Raw genomic sequence first — 23,344 nt, 5'->3', positions numbered from 1 at the left:
GGTCTGTGGATATCTAGGGTTCGGTCTGTTGGAGGTGGAGCGGATGACCGCCAAGTGGAGCGTGTCGAGTGTTGAGGCTGTCAATCGCACTACATCGACGTAGTTACAGGGCGGGGACTCGATCGTAGAATTGAGCAGACGCAAAGGCCCCGGCCGGAGCGCAGTCCGATCGAGGCCTCTACAGATGTGATGTGGTAGTCCCATTCTGTAGTTCTGGGCTACGGGAATCAAGTTCCGAAGCCCTGTTGCGTGGTCGTTTCTGCATCCGACCGGAGCCTCGGCGTTGGCACATCCACTCAACGCCCAGGAGGATCTCATGGGACGCAAGACCACCATCGCAGCGCTCATCGGCAACGGCATGACCATTGCCTACAACCCGGAACTCACGATTCCGCGCATTACGCAGAGGATCATTGAGCGGCTCGACAGCGCCGGCGACGACGACACTCAGCAGGCGCAACTGATGCGCAAGGTCGCAGAGCGGGCCGGGCGCACCCACGCCGCCGCCGACTTCGAGGAGTTGGTGTCTCCGTTTGACGAATTGCGCGACACATTGCCTCTGATCAGGAAGATGGCCACACTCGCTGGCGACGCCGGACTCCGGATCGACCGATCTTTGCGAGACTCTGCGGAGTTCGCCCAGCTGGTCTACCGACATGGGGTCAGTCACGTCCTTGATGTAATCGCGGCCGAGTCACGAGCGCACGAGGATGCGATGAACCCGATCCGCAACCTCCTCACTAGCATCGTGAACACCGCGCAGGGTGGCGAGGTGACCTTCGCGAACCTCAACTACGACGCGTTGCTGATGGCCGGGCTCTGCTCCAATTACGAGAACGCGATGTGTGACCTCGCCGATGGTCGCGGCGGCCAGATCGAGAAGATGATCAGCCCAGACGCGGTGGCCCACGGTCGGCCCCTTCGCACGACCGCTAACCTCCCGTTGAGCAGGCACGTGACGCTGATTCACCTACACGGATCGTTGGCCTGGCTGCGTGAGCCCCGCACCGGAGTCGTCTACCGCTTCAACATGGCCGATGTCCGAGATGCCAACTTCTGGACACGGTGGCGGGAGGGGAGCACTGACTGGTCGCCGGTTGTGGTTCTCACGAACCAGACGGGCAAGACCAACTTGATCAAGAAGGATCCCTTCAAGCTGGCTTACGAAGTCTTCTACCAGCGTCTGCTGACCGCCGACAAGTGGTTGATCGCCGGAACCTCTTTGCGCGACGAGGGCGTTAACCAGATGCTCCAGCTGGCATGGTCGCGAAGGACGACCTGCCCTCAAGTGCTGGTGGTCACCCGCAGCAGCAACCCGACAGAGCGGCAGATCCTCGACGCCATCGGCTGGGATCCGGTATGGGCGGGCGACCCGGATCCCACGAAGTGGCTCACGATCTGCCGCGACGGGATCTTGGAAGCGCCAGACACCTTAGACTGGGCGTGGTGGTCAGCGTCGGGCGTCGTGCTGCGAGCATATGCTTCCTAGCCGCCCGGGTGCGATGGTCACCTGCTGTGGTCGGCACAATAGCCACTGGCGTAGACACGCGGTGACCATGACGCCCAAGACATGCTCGCGCTGTCACCGACTCTTGATCCATGAACACACTCCGCCTGGTCAGTCGTGGCCGACCGTAGCCCCGCCGTCGAAGATGTCGTCCATAGCGGCTGCGCCTCGGGTTAGTACTGGGGAGAGTTCTTTGCGATAGAGCTTTCGGTGGTCACAGATATCCACGGCGAGGCTCGCATGTCAAGGGCGCGCGTTCCCTCGGATCACTGAGTCCGCCCGTCAGACTGTGACTTTCTCGCCGTTGACTTTACGTGTTGGATAGCGAAGCGGCGTCGCTCGCTGGGATCGCTGAGCGTGTGTACCCGGCTTCGTTTCAGGCACTCGCCTTCGAGGGCGAGGGCGGTCCGAGGGTGCGCGTGACGCGCCATGCCGTGGCGGTGCCAGCCGTCATCCGATAGCGCCAGCGGCCGTCCTGCTCGTGTGACTCGATCGGCGGGTTTGATCGTTCGAAGTCGTTGTAGACCTTGCGGGCCATCGCACCCGTGATCCCGGCGACTTGCTCAGGGGTCAAGCCGATGACTGCGAAGTCAGGCCCAGCGAGCAGCCGGTCCGCTCGTTCAGTGGCTACATAGTCGAGCAGCCGCAGGGTGAGCTCCGCCGTACCGGAGGCGTAGTTGGCGAGGTCCTCCTCGTTCCACTCGATTCGAGGCAATGCAGCCGTCCAGTGCGGATCTCGGGGCTTCTCGCCGCGGAAGGCCGCGCGAACGTCGACGAGACGGCGGCCATCGGCCAAGCTCCAGAACGTCCACCCGTTCGTCACGCTGCCCTTGACATGCCTGCCGGCCCCGGACGGTGAACCGAACAGCTGCCCATCAACTTCGAGCATGCCATCGTCTCGCACCAGGGTCTGCTTCGACGTCCAGCTTCCCTGTCGTGGTGTGAGGATGGTGCCGGGTTCGAGCAATCCGGCCGCTACGAGGTCCTTGACCTCGACCCAGTCCTGACTCTTGTCTCGCGGATCGACAACCTGTCCGGTGTGCCCCTCCGGAGCCGGCCACACTCTCAGCAGAACGTCAATGAGTTGGTCGCTCCGAGCGTCGATCGTGCCCTCGTTCCATCCACCTTTGCTGCCTTGGCGGAGCAGCCGGCTGTTCAACAGCAGTGTGTCGTGCTCGCGCAGCCTCTCCCGCTTCACATTCCAGGCCGAGTTCGACACCTTCGAGTTCAACGAGCTGGTCAGCAGCGTCAGGTTGCCGAGGCGGTGGACGTGGGCGCCCCGCTCGATCTCGGCATCGAGCCCGTCAACCGGCCAGTTGTCTTGCCACTTCTGCGGCAGCACGTGCTCGATCGGGTAGCCGCGTCGGGGCACCTGCGGCTGGTTGGTGCCCCGCCTGAACTCGTTCTCGACCGCTTCGAGGAACAGCCGGAGCCGGGCCACCTTGAATCGTCGATAGGCGGCCTCACCGGTGAGCGCAACACGGATCTCCTCGTCCCCGGGCCAGTAGGTGCTGGACACGTTGAGCCGGGTGAGGTGACCGCGGACCCGGTCGACCAGTTCGGACGCGGGCGCTTCCCCGTGGATCCTGATGATCTCGGCTACGACACGGCCCAGGTCTGACGTCGTCAGCCGAAGGAACATCCGGCGCATGATCCAGCTCTCGGCCAGCGCTACCACACTGTCGATGACATCATCGGGCAGATGGCGATCAGGCTCGTGGAGCCAGATGAGCAGGGGTTTCAACAGCTCCAGCTCGCTGGCCTTCATCCGGTAGACCGACATCTCGACAACTCGCAGCTGCCGATCCCGGTCATCGGCAGCGACAGTCCACGACTCGTAGAGATCTGCTTGCTGCTTGATCGTCGGCAGCAGGTCCGCCATCTTCTGTCCGGCATCGTGCTCGACGTAGACCTTGAACCGAGAGAACGTCTGCTGGGGGCTGATCTCTTCGCCCAGGCGCGAGGCTAGCCACTGGTTGAGGAAGAGCGAGCTTCGGCTCACGCGGTAGCGACCAACGGTAACCTCGGTCTCCCAGAATCGTGTGTCGAACGGCCAGTCTTCGGCGTAGGCGCGGCGGGTGTTGGCTCCCTCTGCCGCCAGACGTTGGAAGACGAAGTTCTTGATCAGGTCCGCTGCCGTCAGTGGTGTGCCGCGCGCGTTGAGCGTCTCGAAAATCTCCTGCGAGTTCTCGATGGCCGTGAGGTTGATCGCGACCAGCTGCAGCCCGCTGGTCAGCACCGCAACAAGCGCGTTGGCTCGCGCGGCATAGGCGTCGTTGTCCGCGCCACCAAGCCAGGTGGCGACGGCGTCGGCGAAGAATGCATGGGCCCGCGTGATCTTCGATGACGCGTGCTTCAGGTCTTTGTGGTCGATCGGCGGCTCAGCGTCCATGACTTCGTCGAAGGCCGCGTGGTCGCGGTTGGTGTGACGGATCTTGAGTCGAGACTCGCCCGGAGGCACGAACGTGGCCTGGTTGTGGGTCAGACTCTCGAGCTGGCCGGCAAGTGTGTCGAGTCCCGCTGAGGTTCCCCCTGTTCCACGGACACTCGGGGTTGAGGGTCAGCCCGGACGGTCTGACCCTGTGGAACGGGTTTCAAACTCTATCGGCGACAGCATTCCAATACTCGAATGCCGACGTCTCCGATTATACCATGATTCTATCCATCGAAACATCGCGTTGGCAAGCTCGTCCCGGGTGAACCATACCTGCGAATCGAGCAGCTCGAGTTGCATTCTCTCCCAGAAGGACTCCATCATCGCATTGTCGTAGCAGTCGCCCACACTGCCCATCGACGGCACCAGCCCGGCATCATAGACTTTCTGACTGAATGCCCACGATGTGAATTGCGACCCGTGATCGGAATGCATGATCGTGTTATTGTCGACGTCCATCGGGTTGCGCCGCAGCACCGCCATCCCGAGCGCGTCGACCACGAGCTCCTTCCGCATGTTGTCGTCGATGGACCAGCCCAGGACCCGGCGGGACCAGGCGTCCATGACCGCGGCGCAGTACACCTTGCCCTCCACCGTCGGGTGCTCGGTGATGTCGGTCAGCCACAACCGGTTCGGACCGTCCACCGTGAACCGGCGGTTGACGAGGTCCTTGGCGGGGATGGCGTGCGGGTCCCGGATCGTGGTCCACGACCGACGCCGCCGGTACAGGCCCTGGATGCCGGCCTGGCGCATCAGCCGGGCGACCCGCTTCTGGTTCACCTGCAGGTCGTGCCCCAAGACCAGCTCGGCGTGCACCCGCGGCGCCCCGTACGTCTTCATGTCCTCATCGGCATGGATCTCCTCGATCAGCTTCAACAGCAGCGTGTTCTCCTGTTCCCGTGCCGATGCAGGCCGGCCGCGCCAGTCGTAGTATCCCGACCGCGACACATTCAGCACCCGGCAAGCCACCGCGACATCAATCCCGTCATCGGCCATTTCATGGACCAGCCCGTACACTATTTTGGGAGAACATTCTCCTGGGCAAAATAGGCGGCCGCCCTTTTCAAGATCTCGACTTCCATCTCCAGGCGCCGTTTATCCCGGCGCAGCTCGACCAGCTCCTTCTTCTCCCGACTGGTCAACGCCGTCTCGCTACCACCGGCAGCGTCGGTCTCGGACTGCTCCATCCAGCGACGCAGACACGATTCGGAAATTCCCAGATCTTTCGCCAACTCAGCAACTGGCTTGGACCGCTCACGAGCAAGCTCGACCGCACGACGGCGGAACTCAGGCGGGTGAGGAGCAGGCACAACGACATCCTCCCTGGTGACCAGTGGCCACCTCAGGTCAGGTGTCCGTCAAACGGGGGGAAGTCCACGCTGACTCGAGGACGGATGCCGCAGCATCCATCAGGACCTGGAGTGTGGTGAGCCGCTGCTGCCCGTCGATGATGTTGCTCGCCTGCATGTTGCCGAGCTGCCCGTCATGGGCTTGGACAACCACCGCACCGAGAAAATGCGTCGCCGTGGAGAAGGGATCGCGAAGCCTCACCTCAGCCAGGCGGCGGATGTCACCCCACAACGGAGCCCACTGTTCCTCCTGCTCCCACACATAGGGCCGCTGGAAGAGCGGCACGACGAGCTGCTGCGGAAGACTGAAGATTTGCATCGGGGTCCGGACATTAGTTTCCACGGACGCCATCATGCCCTGTTGCAGCCGCGGCGCTCAGCGGGACGTTCGCCCTCGCCAACCTAGCTGGACGTGAGTTCTCGGTCTCACACCGCCGCCGGGCTCGGCGACGATGCGGCCCTCGAATCGTCACCGCATCTGGGCTCGGTCAGGCCTCCACGGAGGCGGAGTCACATCGGGAGTCAACCTCAAACGACCTAAACGTACCGCTCCAGTACTATCCAGGGACGTTGGCCTGCGCGGGTCACGGAGTGAGGAGGGCCGGCGTGGTTGAGCGGTGGTTGTTCGCTGACAACGATGCCGTCCACCTCGGGGTAGTCAGCACTCCCGCTTGCGGCAGGGACAGCGAGTAGTCGAGTGCGGATCATCAACAACGTCACTGACCTTCTGGGCGACGATCTCAGGACCGAGATCGTGCCGGGTTCGAAGGTGCGTATCGCCGCATCGACGTTCTCCATCTTCGCGTTCGAAGCACTGCGCAAGGAACTGGAGAGGGTCTCCGAGTTGGAGTTCATCTTCACGTCGCCGTCGTTCGTGACCGAGGAGGTGACGGACAAGCTCCGCAAAGAACGTCGCGAGTTCTTCATCCCCGGCGGGCAAGCCGAGAAGAGCCTGGCTGGGTCCGACTTCGAGATCAGGCTGCGCAACAAGCTCACCCAGCGTGCCATCGCACGGGAGTGTGCGGACTGGGTCCGGCGAAAGGTCGCCTTCCGCTCGAACGCCACCGGTAACCCGATGCAGCAGTTCGCGGTCATCGACGATAAGGCCGCTTACACCCAGCTCCAGGGGTTCACCACCGCCGATCTCGGCTACGAACGCGGCAACGCCGTATCGAGCTTCGTGAACAGGCTTGACGAAGCCCCGATGACCGAGCAGTACATGCAGCTGTTCGACCAGATCTGGAACAACCCCGAGCAGGTCAGCGATGTCACCCAGGCCGTCCACGACCACATCGCCAGCGTGTACACCGAGAATTCCCCGGCACGCATCTACTTCCTGATCCTCTACAACCTGTTCGCCGAGTTCCTCGACGACATCAACGAAGACGTCCTGCCGAACGACCGCACCGGCTACCAGGAGACGAAGGTCTGGCAGGCCCTCTACAACTTCCAGCGCGACGCGGCCACGGGCATCATCAACAAGCTCGAGACCTACAACGGCTGCATCCTCGCTGACTCCGTGGGCCTTGGAAAGACGTTCACCGCGCTTGCCGTCATCAAGTACTACGAGCTCCGCAACAAGTCCGTGCTCGTGCTCTGCCCGAAGAAGCTTGCCGAGAACTGGACGAACTACAACGCCAATCTCACGACCAACATCTTCGCCTCCGACCGCTTCAACTACGACGTGCTCGCCCACACCGATCTCTCCCGCACCAAAGGCGAGTCACTCGGTCTGCGACTGGATCGAATCAACTGGGGCAACTACGACCTCGTCGTGATCGACGAGTCCCACAACTTCCGCAACGCCGACTACGCAGAGGAGAAGGAGTCGCGTTACCAGCGCCTCATGCGCCAGGTCATCCGCGAGGGCGTGAAGACCAAGGTGCTGATGCTCTCGGCCACGCCGGTGAACAACCGGTTCAACGACCTCAAGAACCAGCTCCAGCTCGCCTACGAGGGCGAGTCAGAGAACCTCGCCCAGCACCTGAGCATGTCCACGACGGTCGAGAAGGTGTTCTCCGACGCGCAGCGCGTGTTCAACGAGTGGTCCAAGCTCAACCCCGAGCACCGCACCACCGACCGTATCCTCCAGATGCTCGACTTCGACTTCTTCGAATTGCTCGACTCTGTCACCATCGCCCGCTCCCGCAAGCACATCCAAGCCTTCTACGACACCACCGAGATTGGTGCCTTCCCGGAGCGACGTCCACCGCTCTCCATCCGCGAGCCGCTCACGGACCTGCCGGACGTGCCCGGCTTCAACGACATCTTCGAGCAGCTCCAGGCACTGACCCTCGCTGTCTACACCCCGCTCGCGTACGTGTTCCCGAGTCGGCGCTCCAAGTACGAAGACCTCTACAACGTCACCGCAGGTAGCGCCCGCTCCAACCTCGGCCAGGCTGGACGCGAGCAGGGCTTGAAGAAGCTCATGACCGTCAACCTGCTCAAACGGCTGGAGAGTTCGGTTGAGGCCTTTCGCCTCACGCTGACGAAGATTCAAGGGTCCGTTACCCGTACTCTCGGCAGGATCGCCAGACACACCGGCAACGTTGCTGATTTGAGTTCGGAGCTCCTGGGGCTCGACTTCGACGTTGACGATGAGGATGACGCGAACATCGAAGCCCTGTCCTTCGGCGAGAAGATCAAGATCGACTTCGGCGACCTCGACATCGAATCCTGGCAACGGGATCTGTCGAATGACCGCGAGACCCTGCGGGAACTCCTCGCCGAGATGCGCAAGGTCGCCCCCGACCATGACCTCAAACTCCGCAAGCTCAAGCAGCTCATTGACGACAAGGCTCAACGCCCGATCAATGACGGCAATCGCAAAGTGCTCGTGTTCTCCGCCTTCGCAGACACCGCCGACTACCTCTACCGGGAACTCGCCCCCACACTCGCGACCGCCGGACTGGACACAGCTGTCATCACTGGTGGCAGTCACGGTGCGAAGACGAGCCTGGGAACAGGCTTCGACTTCCAACAGGTCATGTCGCTGTTCTCGCCCCGCTCCAAACAGCGCCACCTCACGATGCCGCGTGAGACGCGCGAACTGGATGTGCTCATCGGCACCGACGTGATCAGCGAGGGCCAGAACCTCCAGGACTGCGATTACCTGATCAACTACGACATCCACTGGAACCCCGTACGCATCATCCAGCGCTTCGGGCGCATCGACCGCATCGGCTCCACCAACAGCCAGATTCAGCTCGTGAACTTCTGGCCCGACATCTCCCTTGACGAGTACATCAACCTCAAGGAACGCGTCGAGAGTCGCATGGTCATTGCCGATCTCGCCGGCACCGCGGATGACAATCTTCTCACCCTCGAAGACTCCGATGCCGCCTTCCGTAAGGAGCAGCTCCGCAAGCTCCAGGACGAGGTCATTGAGCTCGAAGACGTCCGAACCGGGGTCTCGATCACAGACCTCGGGCTCAACGACTTCCGCATGGACCTGCTCGGCTACATCAAGGAACACGGCGACCTCACCGCCTCGCCGCGCGGGCTCCACGCCGTGATCCCCGCGGACCCCAGTAAGGGACTACGACCAGGCGTCATCTTCGCCCTCCGGAACCTCGCCGCAGATGAGGCTGTGCCTTCTGCGAAGGGTGCCAACCGAGGCAACCGACTTCACCCGCACTACCTCGTCTACCTTGATGACCAGGGCGAGGTCATCGCGAACCACACCGAAGCGAAGCACCTCCTCGACCTGCTCCGTGCCGGCTGCCGTCCCTACGAGGAACCCGTCACCAATGTGGTCGGCGCGTTCAACGCCGCGACCAGCGAGGGCGCGCAGATGGGCAAGTACTCGGCGCTGCTCACCGATGCGATCCATTCCATGATCGATGTCACCGAGGAACGTGACATCGACAGCCTCTTCAGCGGCGGCAGCACGACCGCCCTGACTCAGGCCATCGCCGGGCTGGACGACTTCGAGCTGACCGCATTCGTCGCCGTCGTAGACCCCGCCGAAGGCGGCACCGATGACTGACCTGCTGTACCGCTGGCCCGAAGCCGCGAAGTTCGGCAAGCGAGTACCCAAAGAGAAGTTCTACGAGCACGGCACGGTCAGCACCGCAGTCCGCGAGAAGTTCATCACCGAAGTCCAACGCATCACCTGGGCCTACAAACTGGCTGAGACCACGATCAACCTGCCCGGCACGTCGGCGGTGCCCGAGGTGCAGGTCTTCACGATCGACTCCAAGACCGACGACGTCAGCGAAGCCGTTCTCAGTGCCATCGACAAAGCCATCCCGTTCCCGATCATCTTCGAAGTCACTCGCAGCCTCACTGAGCGACCCGGTGTGCGAATGGTCGCAGCACATAAGCAGATCGGAGCTGGGACTCCCAAGCTCAGTGCCTACTATTCGACCGGCTGGCAACCAGGAGACGTAACGCGGCAGCCCTTGCCCACTGCGATCACGCTGGCCACGCTCTACGCGGCACTCCTGCAGCCGCTGACACCGCTGGCCGCTCGTCCTGGCGAGGAAATGTCAGAGGTCGCCGACAGACTGGCTGCCGTGCGCAAGCTCGAACGTGAGGTCGCGTCCTTGGAGCGAAAGCTCCGCGCCGAGCCACAGCTCAACCGCAAGGTCGAGCTCCGCCGCACGCTCAAGACCAAGCAACACGAACTGACTGAGTTGGTCGAATGAAGGGCAGAAGGTAAACCAGTGGAGAGACTGCGCATGACATCACCCGACCTCACGCAGGCCAACATCGACAAGATCGTGGAGTTGTTTCCCAGCGTCGTCACCGAGAGCCTCGACGCCGACGGCCACCCCGTACGAGCGGTGGACTTCGACCTGCTGCGCCAGGAACTCAGCGACCATATCGTCGAAGGGCCACAAGAGCGGTACCGGCTCGACTGGCCCGGCAAGCGCGCCGCCGCCTTCGCGGCTAACGCGCCGATCGCCAAGACTCTCCGTCCCGTTCGCGAGGAGTCAGTCAACTTCGACACGACCAGGAATCTCTTCATCGAAGGTGACAACCTCGATGCACTCAAATTGCTCCAGGAGTCGTACCTCGGCAAGGTGAAGCTGATCTACATCGATCCGCCCTACAACACAGGGAGCGACTTTATATACGATGATGACTTCGCCGAAACGACTGACGAGTACCTCCTGCGTTCTGGTCAGAAAAATGATGACGGACTGAGGCTCACTGCAAATTCAGAATCGAACGGAAGATTCCACTCCGACTGGCTGAGCATGATGTATCCACGACTCAAGCTTGCCCGTTCTATGCTGCATGAGCAGGGTGTACTGCTCGTCAGCATTGACGACACCGAGATGGCAGCACTTCGCATGGTTGTCGATGAACTCTTTGGGCGCGGCAGCTACATCGGTACACTGATCCACCAACGCGCAAAAGGCGGTGGAAACGCTAAGCACCTTGTTCGTGGTCACGACTACATTCTGGCTATAGCTCGTGATATTTCCCTTGTGCCGCCTTTGCGTCGCGACAAGGTCGTACAAGGTCGGACAGAAGTCATCGACGGGGTCCTTTACCTCATCGACGACGATGTCCTCCGCAAGACTTTTGGCAAGTATGAGACTGGAAGTGAGCGTCGCTGCCTTTACGAAGAGGTTCTCGAGTACAAGGGTGAGGCAAAGAAGCGGGAGATCGATGCCGATATTGCTGCGGGAACGCTCTTCCTGATTCCTTGGACGGGTGGGCATGTTATTGCTCGACGGACCCCCGTTGCGGAAGCGCGGTCGAAGTTGTACTCGATCATCAAAGTTCTTTCTGAAGAGGGCAGCGCTGACCTTGAGTCTCTCGACATGGCGGGCGTCTTCTCCTACCCGAAGCCTCGACGCTTGATGCAACAACTTGTCCAGGCTTCTACTACGTCGCCGGGCGACATTGTTCTCGATATGTTCTCCGGTTCGGGATCGACTATTCACGGCCTATTTGAGCAGTCGGTGGCTGATGGGATGCCGCGACAGTTCATCGCAATGCAACTACCTGAGAACCTGGATGAGCAACTCCTGAAAGTTGCTGGCCCCGCGAAGTTCACGGTGCAGGTCGGGATAGATTTCGTAGATTCTTTGGGTCGTGCGCACACCATCGCCGAAATTTCTAAGGAGCGCATCCGCAGAGCTGGGATCAACGCTGCGAAGCTTGCTGGCCTAGCGGCTGGCGAACTCGACTTCGGGTTCAGAGTCCTTCGCGTAGACACAACGAACGTGGCGGATGTAGCAACGAGTGTCAACCAACTTGGCCAAAGAGAGCTTGACGATCTGATCAGCAGTGTGAAACCCGACCGAACGGGTGAAGACCTGCTGTTCCAGGTGCTACTCGACTGGGGTCTGGAACTTACGATGCCGATCCAGAAGGAGACGATCGATGGCTTTGAGGTGTACGACGTTGAGGAGGGCGCGTTGATCCTGTGTGCACGTCCGGGTGAGGCGCACGATCTCTCTCTCTCTCTCTCTCTCTCTCTCTCTCTCTGGCTGCCGCGGCCATCGCAGAACGTCAGCCGCTCCGAGTCGTGTTCCTCGACGAGGACTTCGCGGACGACGCGGAGCGCATCAACGTCGAGCAGATCTTCCGCGAGAAGTCGCCTCACACCGAGGTTAGGGCGATATAGGTGCCGCTTCTCACACTCCACACCAGGGCACCTGCTCTCATCTGGGAGCGGGTTGTGCTCCTCGTTGTGTGGTGGTGCGTGATGGAGAAGCGCGCACTGCATACGCCCGATCTTGCGGCTCGCAACATCGAGAGGATCGCCGAACTCTTCCCTACTGTCATCACCGAGTCCCGCGATCCTGATGGCAACGTGATCACCGCCGTTGACTTCGATCTGCTCCGTCAGGAACTCTCCGACTATGTCGTGGAGGGTCCGCAGGAGCGGTATCGGCTCGATTGGCCTGGCAAGCGCGCTGCCGCCTTCGCGGCGAATGCACCGATCGCCAAGACTCTCCGCCCCGTTCGTGAGGAGTCGGTCGACTTCGACACCTCCAAGAACCTCTTTATCGAAGGTGACAACCTGGATGCACTGAAATTGCTCCAAGAATCGTATCTGGGCAGGGTGAAGTTGATCTATATCGACCCGCCTTATAACACCGGTAATGACTTCGTCTACGAGGACGACTTCGCAGAGACCAGCGCTGACTACCTTGGCCGCTCGGGCCAAGAGTCCGAGTCAGGTGACCGGCTTGTCGCGAACCCGGAGTCGAAGGGTCGCTTCCACTCCGTCTGGCTGAGCATGATGTACCCGCGACTGAAGCTGGCGCGTAGTCTGCTGACCGATGACGGGGTCATAATCACCGCGATCGGCGACCAGGAGCAGGCAAATCTCCGCCTGCTCCTCGATCAGGTATTCGGAGCCGAGAATTTCATCTCTGACGTCGTGTGGCAGGGCGGTCGTAAGAACGACTCCCGCTACGTCTCCAACGGCGCGGACTACATGCTGATCTACGCCAAGAACGAGGTCCAGCTCAGCGAACTCGGTGTGCGGTGGCGCGAGCCTAAGGTCGGTATCGACGCGGCGCTGGCGAAAGCCTCCTCTATTTGGTCGACCCGTCAGTGCGATGACGAAGCCTCCCTCCAATGGAAGGCCTGGCTCAAGAGCAAGAAGACCGCCGGAGAGATCACTGATTCGGTGGCGCGGTACGACCAGCTTCAGTCCGGGACGGGCCGACCGATGAACACCTACGGCAACATCACGTGGCCCGGCCGGGGCGGGCCCACGTACACGGTTCTCCATCCGACGACGCGCAAGCCGGTAACGCCTCCGAAGACCGGCTGGCGCTTCCAGAAGGAGGAGATGGATCGCCGGATCGCGGCGGGCCAGGTCTGGTTCGGCCCGGACGAAACCGCGATCCCTCGCGGGATCTCCTTCCTCGACGAGACGAACGAGCAGGTTGCGATCTCGGTGTTCGAGCAGGACCGCAAGGCCGCGAGCACTGACATGCGCAACCTCATGGGCGAGATCGTCTTCGAGAACCCAAAGGACCGGCGCGTACTTGCGCGTTGGCTCCGTCTCGTTACCGGTGGGACGAAGGACGCCGTCGTCCTCGACTTCTTCGCGGGCTCTGGTTCGACTGGCCACGCCGTCATGGACCTCAACGCAGCAGATGGAGGGCATCGCCGATACATCCTCGTCCAGCTTGACGAGGCGGTTGACCACCCAGACTACGACACCATCGCCAGCATCGCCCGTGAACGCCTACGCCGCGCCGGCGCCCTGGTGAAGCAGGAAGCAGGGCTTCTGGACAGCAGTCTGGACATCGGCTTCCGCTCCTTGCACGTCGACAGCAGCAACATGGCTGATGTCCGAAGAACCGCAGATGAAACAGAACAGCTTGGCCTTGACGCGCTGCAACCAAGCATCAGATCTGGCCGATCGGCAGAAGACCTGCTGTTCCAGGTGCTCCTCGACTGGGGTCTCGAATTGTCGCTGCCTATCGTGCGCGAGGCGGTTGACGGTCGGGAGGTCTTCTCGGTCGATGACGATGCGCTGATCGCCTGCTTCGCTGAGTCTGTGACTCCCGAGGTGGTGCGGGCGATCGCGGCACGTGGTCCCTTGCGCGCGGTCTTCCGCGACGATGCCTTCGAGTCCGATGCCGCGCGTATCAACGCCGAGCAGGTGTTCCGTGAGGTGTCGCCCGCGACAGCGGTAAGGACTATCTGAGGAACGCTATGACCCTGACGAACGACGAACTCACTGAGCTCCTCGACCGGATGCTGGCCGGCTGGGAGAACGAGGTTGTCGAGTTCAAGGAGGCTGCGCGTCAGTTCTCTGCGGACAAGACCGGTGAGTACGTCTCGGCCCTGAGCAACGAGGCGAACCTGCGTGGGCTCGCGTCGGGGTGGCTCGTCTTCGGTGTCTCGAACACTCGGCAGGTCGTGGGCACGACGCATCTCATCGATGTCCACCAGCGTCAGACGTTAAAGCACCATATGCATCAGTCGATCGACCAGGGACTGACTGTCCGCGAGGTCTACGAGGTCATGCACTCGGGCAAGCGCGTAGTGCTTCTGGAGGTGCCGGCGGCACCCCGAGGCATTCCGATCTCGTGGAAGGGCGACTACCGCGCCCGTGCAGGCGAAAGCTTGGTGCCGCTCTCGCTGGACAAACTGGATGAGATTCGTCGCCAGTCGTTCAGCACCGACTGGACTGCAGTCTCCTTGCCCGGTGCGACGCTGGATCACTTGGATCCGGAGGCGATCCTCCGCGCTCGACAGGGGTTCGCTGAGCGTTACCCTCGGCTCGTCGAGGAACTGGCTGGCTGGGACGACGCCACGTTCTTGTCGAAGCTCCGACTCATCATTGATGGTCAAATCACGCGAGCGGCCGTGATCCTGCTCGGCAAGTTCACCTCCAGCCATCTGCTGAGCCCGCACATGGCGGAGATGTCGTGGAAGCTCTCAGGTCCGGAGTCGGCGTACCAGCACTTTGGGCTGCCGTTCCTGTTGAACGCCAGCGCTCTCGTTAACCGAATCCGGAACATCCAGCTTCGCCTGATGCCGCCCAACGAGCTCATCTACCGCGAGATCAGCAAGTACGACGAGCGCAGCCTGCTCGAGGCGATCTACAACTGCATCGCGCACCAGGACTACAGCCGTATGTCTCGCATCATCGTCATCGAACGACTGGATCGCGTCGAGTTCATCAGCGTTGGACAGTTCTTCGACCGATCCCCAGAGGACTACATGGTCAACGAACTCGTCCCGAGGGGCTACCGCAATCCGGTGCTCGTGGAGGCGATGACAGAGCTCAACCTCATCGATCACATGGGAAATGGCATCCACCGGATGGTGCAGGACCAGATGCGTCGGTTCTTGCCGCTGCCCGACTATGACCTGAGCGATCCCGGAGAGGTGAAGCTGACGATCCATGGAGCGGTGATCGATGAGTCTTACTCTCAGCTGCTCATGGTGCGGACCGACCTGCCCATTGAGGACGTACTGGCCCTGGACAGGGTTCAGAAGAAGCTGCCGATCCGCGGCGAGGCTGTGGCCCATCTACGAAAGGCGAAGCTCATCGAGGGTCGCAAACCGCACCTGCGTATTGCGGAGGCGATCGCTGGTGCAACCGACCGGCTCGCAGACTACGTCCGGACTCGTCCTCAGACCGATGCGCACTACGCAGCCCTCGTCGTCGACTTCCTGCAACGCAACGGCAGCGCGTCGCGCGCTGACGTCAACGCAGTTCTGGTTCCCTTGCTGCCCGAGATGCTGACTGCCCAGCAGAAGCGGAACAAGGTGGCGAACCTGCTCTCGAAGCTCCGAGCTGAGGGCACGATCAGAAACGCAGGAACTCGCTCGCACCCCAGATGGGAGCTTTCGTAGATGCCGACGATTCACATGAGTTATCCAAGCCAGAGGTTCATTCCGGGGGGAAAATCCCTAGTCAGGCCGCCATACCCTTTCTTAAATCCGTGCCTTCGACTCGACGCATGCAGAAAGGAAGGTTCCCGATGAAGCTCCAGTTCAAGGTCCAGCAGTACCAGACCGATGCCGTCGATGCTGTCGTCGAGACCTTCGCCGGGCAGCCGAAGTATGACGGTATCGCCTACCGGATCGACCCCGGCAGGGCTCGTCCCGTGACCGCGCCGGCACTGTTCGAGGCGGAGGAGCGCCCGGACGCCGGCCTGCGCAACGCTGAGATCGCTCTTTCAGGAGCGCAGTTGTTGGAGAATGTGCATGCGGTGCAGCGTTCGCGGAACCTCCCGCTGTCGGCCAAGCTCGCCTTCAGTGCCGCCGCTCCGGGGGCTCCGAACCTCGATGTGGAGATGGAGACGGGCACCGGCAAGACCTACGTCTACATCAAGACGATCATGGAGCTACACAAGCGGTACGGCTGGTCGAAGTACATCATCGTGGTGCCGTCGGTCGCGATCCGCGAGGGCGTGAAGAAGTCGTTCGACGTGACTGCCGAGCACTTCCAGCAGCTCTACGGCACCAAGCCGCGCTCGTTCATCTACAACTCGACCCAGCTGCACGAGCTTGAGCGGTTCAGCTCCGATGCCGGGGTGCAAGTGATGATCATCAACATCCAAGCGTTCAATGCGCAGGGCAAGGACCAGCGCCGCATCTATGACGAGCTTGACGACTTCCAGTCCCGCCGCCCGATCGACGTGATCAAAGCCAACCGCCCGATCGTGATCATCGACGAGCCGCAGAAGATCAGTGCCGACAAGTCGCTCAAAGCGCTGGCTGAGTTCAACGCGTTGATGCTGCTGCGGTACTCGGCGACGCACAAGGTTGAACACACCAAGGTGCACCGGCTCGACGCGCTCGATGCGTACAACCAGAAGCTCGTGAAGAAGATCGCCGTGCGCGGCATCACCGTGAAGGGTCTCGCCGGCTCGACTGCCTACCTGTACCTGGATGCCATCGAGATCGCGAAGGGCGCCAAGCCTCGCGCGCGGGTCGAGATCGAGGTGCAGACGGCGGCAGGCATCAAGCGGCAGATCAAGCGCCTCGACATGGGCTCAAACCTGCATGCTGTGTCGAACGGGATCGAAGCATACAAAGACTTGTTCGTCACCGAGGTGGACGCCAACCGTGACGTGATCGAGCTGAGCAACGGCGATGTGGTTGTGGCGGGGCAGCTCGCCGACCGGGATGTCACCGAGGAGACCAAGCGGCGCATCCAGATTCGCGAGGTAGTCCGTGCCCATCTGGACAAGGAGCGCGAGCTGTTCAGCCAGAGCGTCAAGGTGCTCTCGCTGTTCTTCATCGACGAGGTCGCCAAGTACCGCGACTACAGCCGCGAAGACACCCTCGGTGACTATGCGCGCGTGTTTGAGGAGGAGTACGCGGCGATCCGCGACGAGGTGCTTGGCGAACTCACCATCGACGCGGCGACCGAGGAGTACCAGACCTACCTGCGCCGTGACGACGTACGGAAGGTGCACGAGGGCTACTTCTCCATCGACAAGAAGACCAAGCACCAGATCGACGGCAAAGTCTCCGGACGCGGGGACGACAAGGGCCAGTCCACCGACACCGACGCGTACGACCTGATCCTCAAAGACAAGGAACGCCTGCTGTCGTTCGCCGAACCTGTCCGGTTCATCTTCTCCCACTCGGCACTGCGCGAGGGCTGGGACAACCCCAACGTGTTCGTCATGGGCATGCTCAAGAAGAGCGACAACACCGTCTCCCGCCGCCAGGAGATCGGACGAGGCCTGCGGTTGGCGGTCGACCAACACGGCGAACGGATGGACAACCCCGTCACCGTGCACGACATCAACGAACTGACTGTCGTTACCGACGAGTCCTACACCGACTTCGTGGCCGGCCTCCAACGCGAAATCTCCGAGTCGCTAGCCGCACGGCCACGCAAGGCCAGTGTCAAGTTCTTCGTCGGCAAGACCATCCAGACACCATCTGGTGAGTCGGTCATCGAGGAAGCCGTCGCCCAGGCGCTCTACAAGTATCTGGTCAAGAACGACTACGTGAACGAAGACGACACGATCTCCGAGGCCTACAAGCAGGCCAAGGAATCCAGGACTCTCGCCGCGCCGACCTCCGAGGCGCTCAAGACGGTCATCGACTTCGTGTGGCCGCTGGTCGACGCCCTCTACCTGGACCTGCCGGTGCCCACCGATGATCGCAAACCGAAGAAGATCCCGCTGAACGAAGCCAACTTCGCCCGCAAGGAGTTCCAAGCGTTGTGGGGTCGGATCAACCACCGCGCCGTTTACCAGGTCGAGTTCGACTCAGCGGAGCTGATCAGCAAGTCCATCGAGCACCTCGACCAGAACCTCAACGTCGCGGCGCTGCAGTACGTCGTGCAAGCCGGCCAACAGCGGGAGCAACTGGAGGCTGATGACCTCACCAGCGGTACGGGCTTCGCGGTTCAGACCACGCGGACGCACACGGAGACCGTGAGCGCGGGCTCACAGGTGAAGTACGACCTGCTTGGAGAGATCACCGAGAAGACCCATCTCACCCGCCGTACCGTTGCTGCGATCCTCCGCGGGGTCACGCCAGCAACCTTTGCCAAGTTCCGCCTCAACCCGGAGCAGTTCATCACCGAGGCGGCGCGACTCATCAATGAGCAGAAGGCCACGGTCATCGTCGAGCATCTCGCCTATGACGCGCTCGAAGACCGGTTTGACTCTGCGATCTTCACCGAGAACCAGACCGCCCAGGACTTCTCGAAGGCTGGGTCGAAGCTCAAGAAGCACGTGTACGACTACGTGGTCACCGACTCCAAGATCGAGCGCAAGTTCGTCACCGAACTCGACACCAGCCACGAGGTCGCCGTCTACGCGAAGCTCCCGCGAGGATTCTTCATCCCCACGCCAGTCGGCGACTACAACCCCGACTGGGCCATCGCCTTCACCGAGGGCAGCGTGAAGCATGTCTACTTCGTCGCTGAGACCAAGGGCTCGCTGTCCACACTCCAGCTCAAGGGCGTCGAGGACGCCAAGATCGAGTGCGCTCGTAGATTCTTCGAGAAGATTGCCCAGAGTCACGGCCAGGACGTCACCTATGGCGTCGTCACCGACTACACCGAGCTGATGCAACTCGTTTCGGCGTAGGTGAATAGCAGATGACGCGTGTGGTGTCCGTCCGGCGGGAGGCTCCCGATCGGAGCCGTCCTCATGCCCAACTGTCGGAGGTGTAGGCGAGCATGTTCGCCATGGGATCCCGGTCAGGCCATGCTTTCACCAGTCTTACGACGGAGATCGGTGACAAGAACTCACCGCTTCGCCAGCACTTCGACGCGCGCTTCCCGAACCGGCGTCCGCTACAAGTCGAGTTCAAAGGCTCGGCCTGCCAACTCTTGGTCGACCCTGCCGGCGCCAATCCTGGCTCGCTTGGGGCAGCGTTCGACTTCATGGTGCGGATGATTCTGGACCCGAGTCATGTACCGCTGGTTGCCCTTCAGGGCATCCGTCCCGGCTCGAGGATGCTGAACGCCGTGCTCGACGTCGTCGCTGTCGCGCAGCGTGCCGCAGTGGGGAGTCGTGAGGGCCGCGCGGCGGAGGAGCTGATTCGAGCATGCTGGCTGTTCGCGCTCACGACTGAGGTCTATCGGACGGGGATACGGCCTGGTTCGCCGCTGATGGTCCTGGGGTCGCGAGCCTCGGTCAGTGCTGAACTGCTTCTGGGTCTGGCGCCGGACGCCGCAGTTGACGAGATGCAGGAGTTGCATCTGCTCGCGGTTGAGCATCTCTATCCGAGGGTGCCGGTCGGCGCGAGTCTGGCGTTGGGCCCTACCTTCGCCGGCTCCGAACTGTGCAATGCGGACGCTGACGTGATCTTCGACGGTTGCCTGCTCGATATCAAGACTCGTCTGGGTGACAAGACGGCGAGAGGCAGATCTGATGGCAGGGCTTGTTCAAAGTCGTGGTTGCGGCGTGGTGTCGGGTTGACACGCCATGGGTGAGGTATAAGCCGGGCGGGCACGGTGGATACCGGGATCGTGGTGGGTGCTTGACGTCCACTGCCGATCGATCGGAGTCCTGCCGTGCCCGCACCCGTATCTTCTCTCATCCCGGCCGCTGATGCGCTGCGCGCCCATCAGGTCGAACCCGGTCACGGTGTTCCGGTCGAGGTGTGGGAGGTGTTGTCGATCATCACCGATCCGCGGGGCCGGCGGGGCCGCCGGTATGAGCTGGCCACCGTGCTGGTGGTCGCGTTGGCCGCGGTGGTCGGCGGATCACGGAGTCTGGCTTCGATCGCCGGATGGGCAGCGGATCTGCCCACCTGGCATTGGCCACGGTTGGGGATCACCCGGCGGCCGCCGAGCCTGTCGACGATCCGCCGGGTGCTGTTGCGGGTCGACCCGGAGGTGGTGGACGCGGTCCTGCACGCCTGGCTGGCCACGCTGACACCGGTCTCGTCGCGGTGGCGGGCGGTCGCGGTGGATGGCAAGACCTGCCGCGGCGCCCGCGGTGTGGATGGGTCGAGGGTGCATCTGTTCTCGATCGTCGACCATGCCACCGGGGTGCCGTTGGGGCAGGTCAACGCCGGCGGGAAAGATCATGAGATCGCCGCGTTCGCGGCGGTGTTGGACCGGATCAACCTCAACGGCGTCATCGTCACCGCCGATGCTCTCCACACGCAACGTGGCCATGCCCACTATCTGCACCGGCACGGCGGCCGGTACGTCTTCGTGGTGAAACGGAACCAGCCCACCTTGTACGACCAGCTCGCCGGGCTCCCGTGGAGCAAGGTGCCGGTCGCTCATCGTGTGGTGGAGAAAGGGCATGGGCGACGGGAGTCCCGTACCCTGCAGCTGACCGGTGTCCGGGCCGGGATCGGGTTCCCGCACGCCCGGCTCGTCGGCCGGATCGTGCGGAACCGGACCGAGACCGCCACCGGCGAGACCACGCAGGAGATCGTCTATGTGGTCACCAGTCTCGGCTGGTCAGACATCGCCCCGGCCGACCTCGCGACCTTGGTCCGTGGTCATTGGAGCATCGAGAACAAGGTGCATTGGGTGCGTGATCTCACCTTCGACGAGGACCACTCCACCGTGCGCACCGGCACCCTGCCCCAGCTGATGGCAACCCTGCGCAACACTGCGATCGGACTCCTCCGACTCCGCGGGAAACACACCAACATCGCCGCCGCGACCCGCAGCCTCGGTCGCCAAACCGGCCAACTGCTCGACCTGATCGATCACGCCCAGGTCACACCAGTCACAACAGAATCAACTTTGAATTGACCCTGGATCTGATGGGGTGAGCTTGCAGGACCTCTACCAACTGCTGGGATACGTACTGTTCGATCGGCCGGACGAGTTTGGCATCGAACAGGTCGGCATCTACTCAGCCCGTTATGCCCATCTTGTGACCTGGCCGATCGATACGTTCCTGGCGACGCTTGCGGGTCGGCCGGTCGACCTGGCCGCTGAGCGTGAGCTGACCTGGGCGCTCCTGCAAGGTCGACCTTCACCAACGGGGTGACTTCAACCAGATCGGGCGGTCTGCCGCAGTGTTACGCACCCGGCGACCCAAACGATCTACGTACAACTCGATGACGCGATCGAGGACCTCCGCTCCCGCATGGGCGGACTGCCCAGCCCCGCCGAGGCTGAGGAGATCTGGTCCGACCTTTGGCACCAGGAGGCGCATCACTCCACGGCGCTCGAGGGAATCACCCTGATCCTCAACGAGGTGCGCAAGCTGCTCGCCGAAGGGCGCGCCGTCGGCTCGAAAGAACTGAAGGAGTACATGGAGGTCATCGGCTACGGCGCGGCTGCGAAGTGGGTCTATGGCCAGTCCATGACGCCGGTCTGGAACGTCGCGCCCCATCCACACGCGGCTCCCGGCAACTGACGCCGGCGCAACATCCAGCCGTTCCCAGAGGTTGACCACTTGATGACCGACTGGGTGGCTGGGGTGAACAAGCTCCGCGAACTCAGCGAGGCCCCGTTTCCCGAGCGCCTGGCGAAGATCCACAACGACTTCGAAAGGATCCACCCGTACCTGGATGGCAACGGGCGCACCGGGCGACTCTTGCTCAACCTCCTACTCGTGCGGCTCGGCTACCCTCCGGCGATCGTCTTCAAGAACGAGCGTACGAAGTACCTGAAAGCGATGCGCAAAGCCGACCAGGGCGAGTATGGCCCACTGGCTGAACTCATCGCCCGTGCTGTGACCAACAACCTCTACCGATTCGTGGTGCCGGCTGTCGCTGGGCCCGCACGGCTCGTTCCGCTCGCGAGTCTCGTTGACCCCAAGAAGGGCATTACCCCCACCTCTCTTCGAGTCGCCGTTGAACGTGCTCGCCTCCGCGCTCAGAAGGCCGACAACGGCATCTGGCTGAGTTCGAAGAACTGGGTCGATGAGTACCAGCGAAACAAGCACAAGCGAGCGAAGCCCTCGATGGGTAGGTGACACACGGAGCGCGAGATCGGTTGGGTCAGGTTCGTTATCGCCGCGCAATGCTGTCGATTACAGAACATCGCCTTCGTTGTGAACCGTGTTCAGCCCCTCTCGCCTCCAGTCGGGCGGGCAGGTCATCGTGTTCAGGCCTGGTGATGCGCCCCCTGTTGGCGACCGCGCTCCAAGGCTTGCCGCAAGATGTAGGTCGGAGTCCCGTGGCTGATGCATTGGGCGATCGCCCTGGCCGGAGTCGCCGTCGGGACCTCCTCCCACCAGCCGATCTGTTCGGGAGATAGGTCCTCGTAGTGGACCTTGTAGCGGTGTCCGCCTTCGCGGCGTAGGCGTCGTTGCTTGCCAAGCGTCACGTGGTAGGTGTCTAGGTTGGACCAATGACGTGGAATGCGATGAGTGCTCGCCGGGCGTACGAGTTGATCGAGTTCTGGATTGCCACGCCCTGGCCGCTCACTCGACCCGAGGTGCAGGAACGCGCGGCGCAGTTGGGTTGGGTTGTCGAACGGAATGCGCTGATGAACCCGGTCGATGGGTTGACACAGCCCGCTGTACTCACCGGCGTCCTGCCCGATGGCACGTTTGGCAGTCTCGGTTTCCGAGTCACCGATGTCGTGCGAGACGGGGGTACCCAAGGCGCGGAGTTCCTCGACGACCAGTTCGCGCTGATGGTCAGGGAGGGTGTCGAGCGGTGGGGGACTCCACGATTCAAGCGAGGTCGAGCGCAGACCGCCGAGTGGCATTTGCTCGACGGAGCCCGTGTCGTCGCGCGGCGCTCAAACACGTCGGTCGTGCTGGAATACACCACGCCGCAGCAGTCGGCCGAGTTGCATCGTCGAGGCGAATGACCGATGGATTGTGCGTATGACCTCGCGGACGACCTCGTTAGAGTGGCGACATAACTACTCTGCTTGGCGGTGACGCGGGTCCCCTCGGCTGGTGCGTCCAGTTCGTGGAGGCACCCTTCGCAACGACGTTGCCGACACATGTCGCCTGGCGTCGGTCTCTCCTCGCAGGATCGGCGAACAGGCGATCACCGTCTCCGCGCCACGCCCGTACTTCGCGTCCCTCAATGCGCTCCTCCCATTCGAGGACCCGTGGACGCGAGAGCTGTTCCTGCCGCTCGGCCGGTGGACGGGTTACCTGAACAACGGCGGCGATGGTGGCGACCCGACGGCATCCGTTGCGGTGACGGCGCATTCGCGAACGCTTCGACCGCGATCTGCTCCTCGCCTATCTGTCTGCCCTG

General features: G+C 62.1%; 18 protein-coding genes. 13 read left to right on the top strand and 5 right to left on the bottom strand.

Annotated elements, in window-relative coordinates; all coding sequences use genetic code 11:
* Positions 1-316: 316 nt before the first annotated feature.
* Entirely contained in the window at positions 317-1,489 is a 1,173-nt protein-coding gene (locus tag MLP_RS17320) for an SIR2 family protein (RefSeq protein ID WP_013864455.1), read from the top strand.
* A 394-nt stretch (positions 1,490-1,883) separates the two neighbouring features.
* Here MLP_RS17320 and MLP_RS17315 read toward each other — a convergent pair whose 3' ends face one another.
* From MLP_RS17315 to MLP_RS17300, 4 genes are all read right to left on the bottom strand, one after another.
* Positions 1,884-3,968: a GmrSD restriction endonuclease domain-containing protein gene (locus tag MLP_RS17315; RefSeq protein WP_013864454.1), complete on the bottom strand. Its 2,085-nt coding sequence runs from the start codon at positions 3,966-3,968 to the stop codon at positions 1,884-1,886.
* A gap of 99 nt (positions 3,969-4,067) precedes the next feature.
* Entirely contained in the window at positions 4,068-4,937 is an 870-nt protein-coding gene (locus MLP_RS17310; RefSeq protein ID WP_041790759.1) for an IS3 family transposase, read from the bottom strand.
* Positions 4,938-4,957: 20 nt separating this feature from the next.
* Positions 4,958-5,251, bottom strand: coding sequence for a transposase (locus MLP_RS17305; protein ID WP_013861031.1), 294 nt, complete (start codon positions 5,249-5,251; stop codon positions 4,958-4,960).
* A gap of 37 nt (positions 5,252-5,288) precedes the next feature.
* Positions 5,289-5,633: a DUF262 domain-containing protein gene (locus tag MLP_RS17300; protein WP_231851334.1), complete on the bottom strand. Its 345-nt coding sequence runs from the start codon at positions 5,631-5,633 to the stop codon at positions 5,289-5,291.
* A gap of 354 nt (positions 5,634-5,987) precedes the next feature.
* On the opposite strand from MLP_RS17300, the gene MLP_RS17295 reads away from it, so the two are divergent.
* From MLP_RS17295 to MLP_RS28635, 11 genes are all read left to right on the top strand, one after another.
* The gene (locus MLP_RS17295; RefSeq protein ID WP_013864452.1) at positions 5,988-9,278 is read left to right on the top strand and encodes a helicase-related protein; all 3,291 of its coding nucleotides are present in this window, start codon (positions 5,988-5,990) and stop codon (positions 9,276-9,278) included.
* A complete protein-coding gene (locus MLP_RS17290) occupies positions 9,271-9,939 on the top strand; it encodes a DUF4391 domain-containing protein (RefSeq protein ID WP_013864451.1) in 669 nt (222 codons plus the stop codon). Before MLP_RS17295 ends, MLP_RS17290 begins: the two co-directional genes overlap by 8 nt.
* Before the next feature lie 33 nt (positions 9,940-9,972).
* Positions 9,973-11,958 carry a site-specific DNA-methyltransferase gene (locus MLP_RS17285; RefSeq protein WP_013864450.1) on the top strand — a complete coding sequence of 662 codons (1,986 nt, stop codon included), beginning with the start codon at positions 9,973-9,975 and terminating at the stop codon, positions 11,956-11,958.
* Entirely contained in the window at positions 11,958-13,922 is a 1,965-nt protein-coding gene (locus MLP_RS17280) for a site-specific DNA-methyltransferase (protein WP_013864449.1), read from the top strand. The genes MLP_RS17285 and MLP_RS17280 overlap by 1 nt, the downstream gene beginning before the upstream one ends.
* An 8-nt stretch (positions 13,923-13,930) precedes the next feature.
* Positions 13,931-15,583: an RNA-binding domain-containing protein gene (locus MLP_RS17275; RefSeq protein WP_013864448.1), complete on the top strand. Its 1,653-nt coding sequence runs from the start codon at positions 13,931-13,933 to the stop codon at positions 15,581-15,583.
* A 128-nt stretch (positions 15,584-15,711) separates the two neighbouring features.
* Positions 15,712-18,789: a type III restriction-modification system endonuclease gene (locus tag MLP_RS17270; protein ID WP_013864447.1), complete on the top strand. Its 3,078-nt coding sequence runs from the start codon at positions 15,712-15,714 to the stop codon at positions 18,787-18,789.
* A gap of 101 nt (positions 18,790-18,890) precedes the next feature.
* Positions 18,891-19,640 (top strand): hypothetical protein, encoded by a 750-nt coding sequence (locus MLP_RS17265; RefSeq protein WP_156821198.1) that lies wholly within the window; start codon positions 18,891-18,893, stop codon positions 19,638-19,640.
* 81 nt (positions 19,641-19,721) lie between these two features.
* Positions 19,722-20,924 (top strand): ISAs1 family transposase, encoded by a 1,203-nt coding sequence (locus MLP_RS17260; protein ID WP_013863144.1) that lies wholly within the window; start codon positions 19,722-19,724, stop codon positions 20,922-20,924.
* Between the two features lie 16 nt (positions 20,925-20,940).
* On the top strand, positions 20,941-21,165 hold the full coding sequence (locus MLP_RS17255; protein WP_013864445.1) for a hypothetical protein: 225 nt from the start codon (positions 20,941-20,943) through the stop codon (positions 21,163-21,165).
* Between the two features lie 99 nt (positions 21,166-21,264).
* Entirely contained in the window at positions 21,265-21,537 is a 273-nt protein-coding gene (locus MLP_RS28640; protein WP_013864444.1) for a hypothetical protein, read from the top strand.
* Between the two features lie 12 nt (positions 21,538-21,549).
* Positions 21,550-22,098 (top strand): Fic family protein, encoded by a 549-nt coding sequence (locus MLP_RS28635; RefSeq protein WP_269453400.1) that lies wholly within the window; start codon positions 21,550-21,552, stop codon positions 22,096-22,098.
* Between the two features lie 131 nt (positions 22,099-22,229).
* Here the strand turns inward: MLP_RS28635 and MLP_RS17245 are convergent, their stop codons facing one another.
* Complete coding sequence (locus tag MLP_RS17245) at positions 22,230-22,451, bottom strand: hypothetical protein (RefSeq protein WP_013864442.1); 222 nt, start codon at positions 22,449-22,451, stop codon at positions 22,230-22,232.
* A 24-nt stretch (positions 22,452-22,475) separates the two neighbouring features.
* Here MLP_RS17245 and MLP_RS26590 point away from each other — a divergent pair, with 24 nt between their 5' ends.
* Complete coding sequence (locus MLP_RS26590) at positions 22,476-22,943, top strand: DUF6301 family protein (protein ID WP_156821197.1); 468 nt, start codon at positions 22,476-22,478, stop codon at positions 22,941-22,943.
* The last annotated feature ends 401 nt before the right edge of the window (positions 22,944-23,344 follow it).

This window comes from Microlunatus phosphovorus NM-1, assembly GCF_000270245.1.
GTDB lineage: Bacteria > Actinomycetota > Actinomycetes > Propionibacteriales > Propionibacteriaceae > Microlunatus > Microlunatus phosphovorus.
Note: the sequence above shows the minus strand (reverse complement) of the source record. Positions and strands in the feature narration are given on the sequence as shown.

Bases quoted from the DNA above. Each gene is read 5' to 3' on its own strand.
- MLP_RS17320 (WP_013864455.1), top strand. From the start codon at position 317: ATGGGACGCAAGACCACCATCGCAGCGCTCATCGGCAACGGCATGACC.
- MLP_RS17310 (WP_041790759.1), bottom strand. From the start codon at position 4,937: ATGGCCGATGACGGGATTGATGTCGCGGTGGCTTGCCGGGTGCTGAAT.
- MLP_RS17290 (WP_013864451.1), top strand. From the start codon at position 9,271: ATGACTGACCTGCTGTACCGCTGGCCCGAAGCCGCGAAGTTCGGCAAG.
- MLP_RS17285 (WP_013864450.1), top strand. From the start codon at position 9,973: ATGACATCACCCGACCTCACGCAGGCCAACATCGACAAGATCGTGGAG.
- MLP_RS17280 (WP_013864449.1), top strand. From the start codon at position 11,958: ATGGAGAAGCGCGCACTGCATACGCCCGATCTTGCGGCTCGCAACATC.
- MLP_RS17275 (WP_013864448.1), top strand. From the start codon at position 13,931: ATGACCCTGACGAACGACGAACTCACTGAGCTCCTCGACCGGATGCTG.
- MLP_RS17270 (WP_013864447.1), top strand. From the start codon at position 15,712: ATGAAGCTCCAGTTCAAGGTCCAGCAGTACCAGACCGATGCCGTCGAT.
- MLP_RS17265 (WP_156821198.1), top strand. From the start codon at position 18,891: ATGGGATCCCGGTCAGGCCATGCTTTCACCAGTCTTACGACGGAGATC.
- MLP_RS28640 (WP_013864444.1), top strand. From the start codon at position 21,265: ATGGGCGGACTGCCCAGCCCCGCCGAGGCTGAGGAGATCTGGTCCGAC.
- MLP_RS26590 (WP_156821197.1), top strand. From the start codon at position 22,476: ATGACGTGGAATGCGATGAGTGCTCGCCGGGCGTACGAGTTGATCGAG.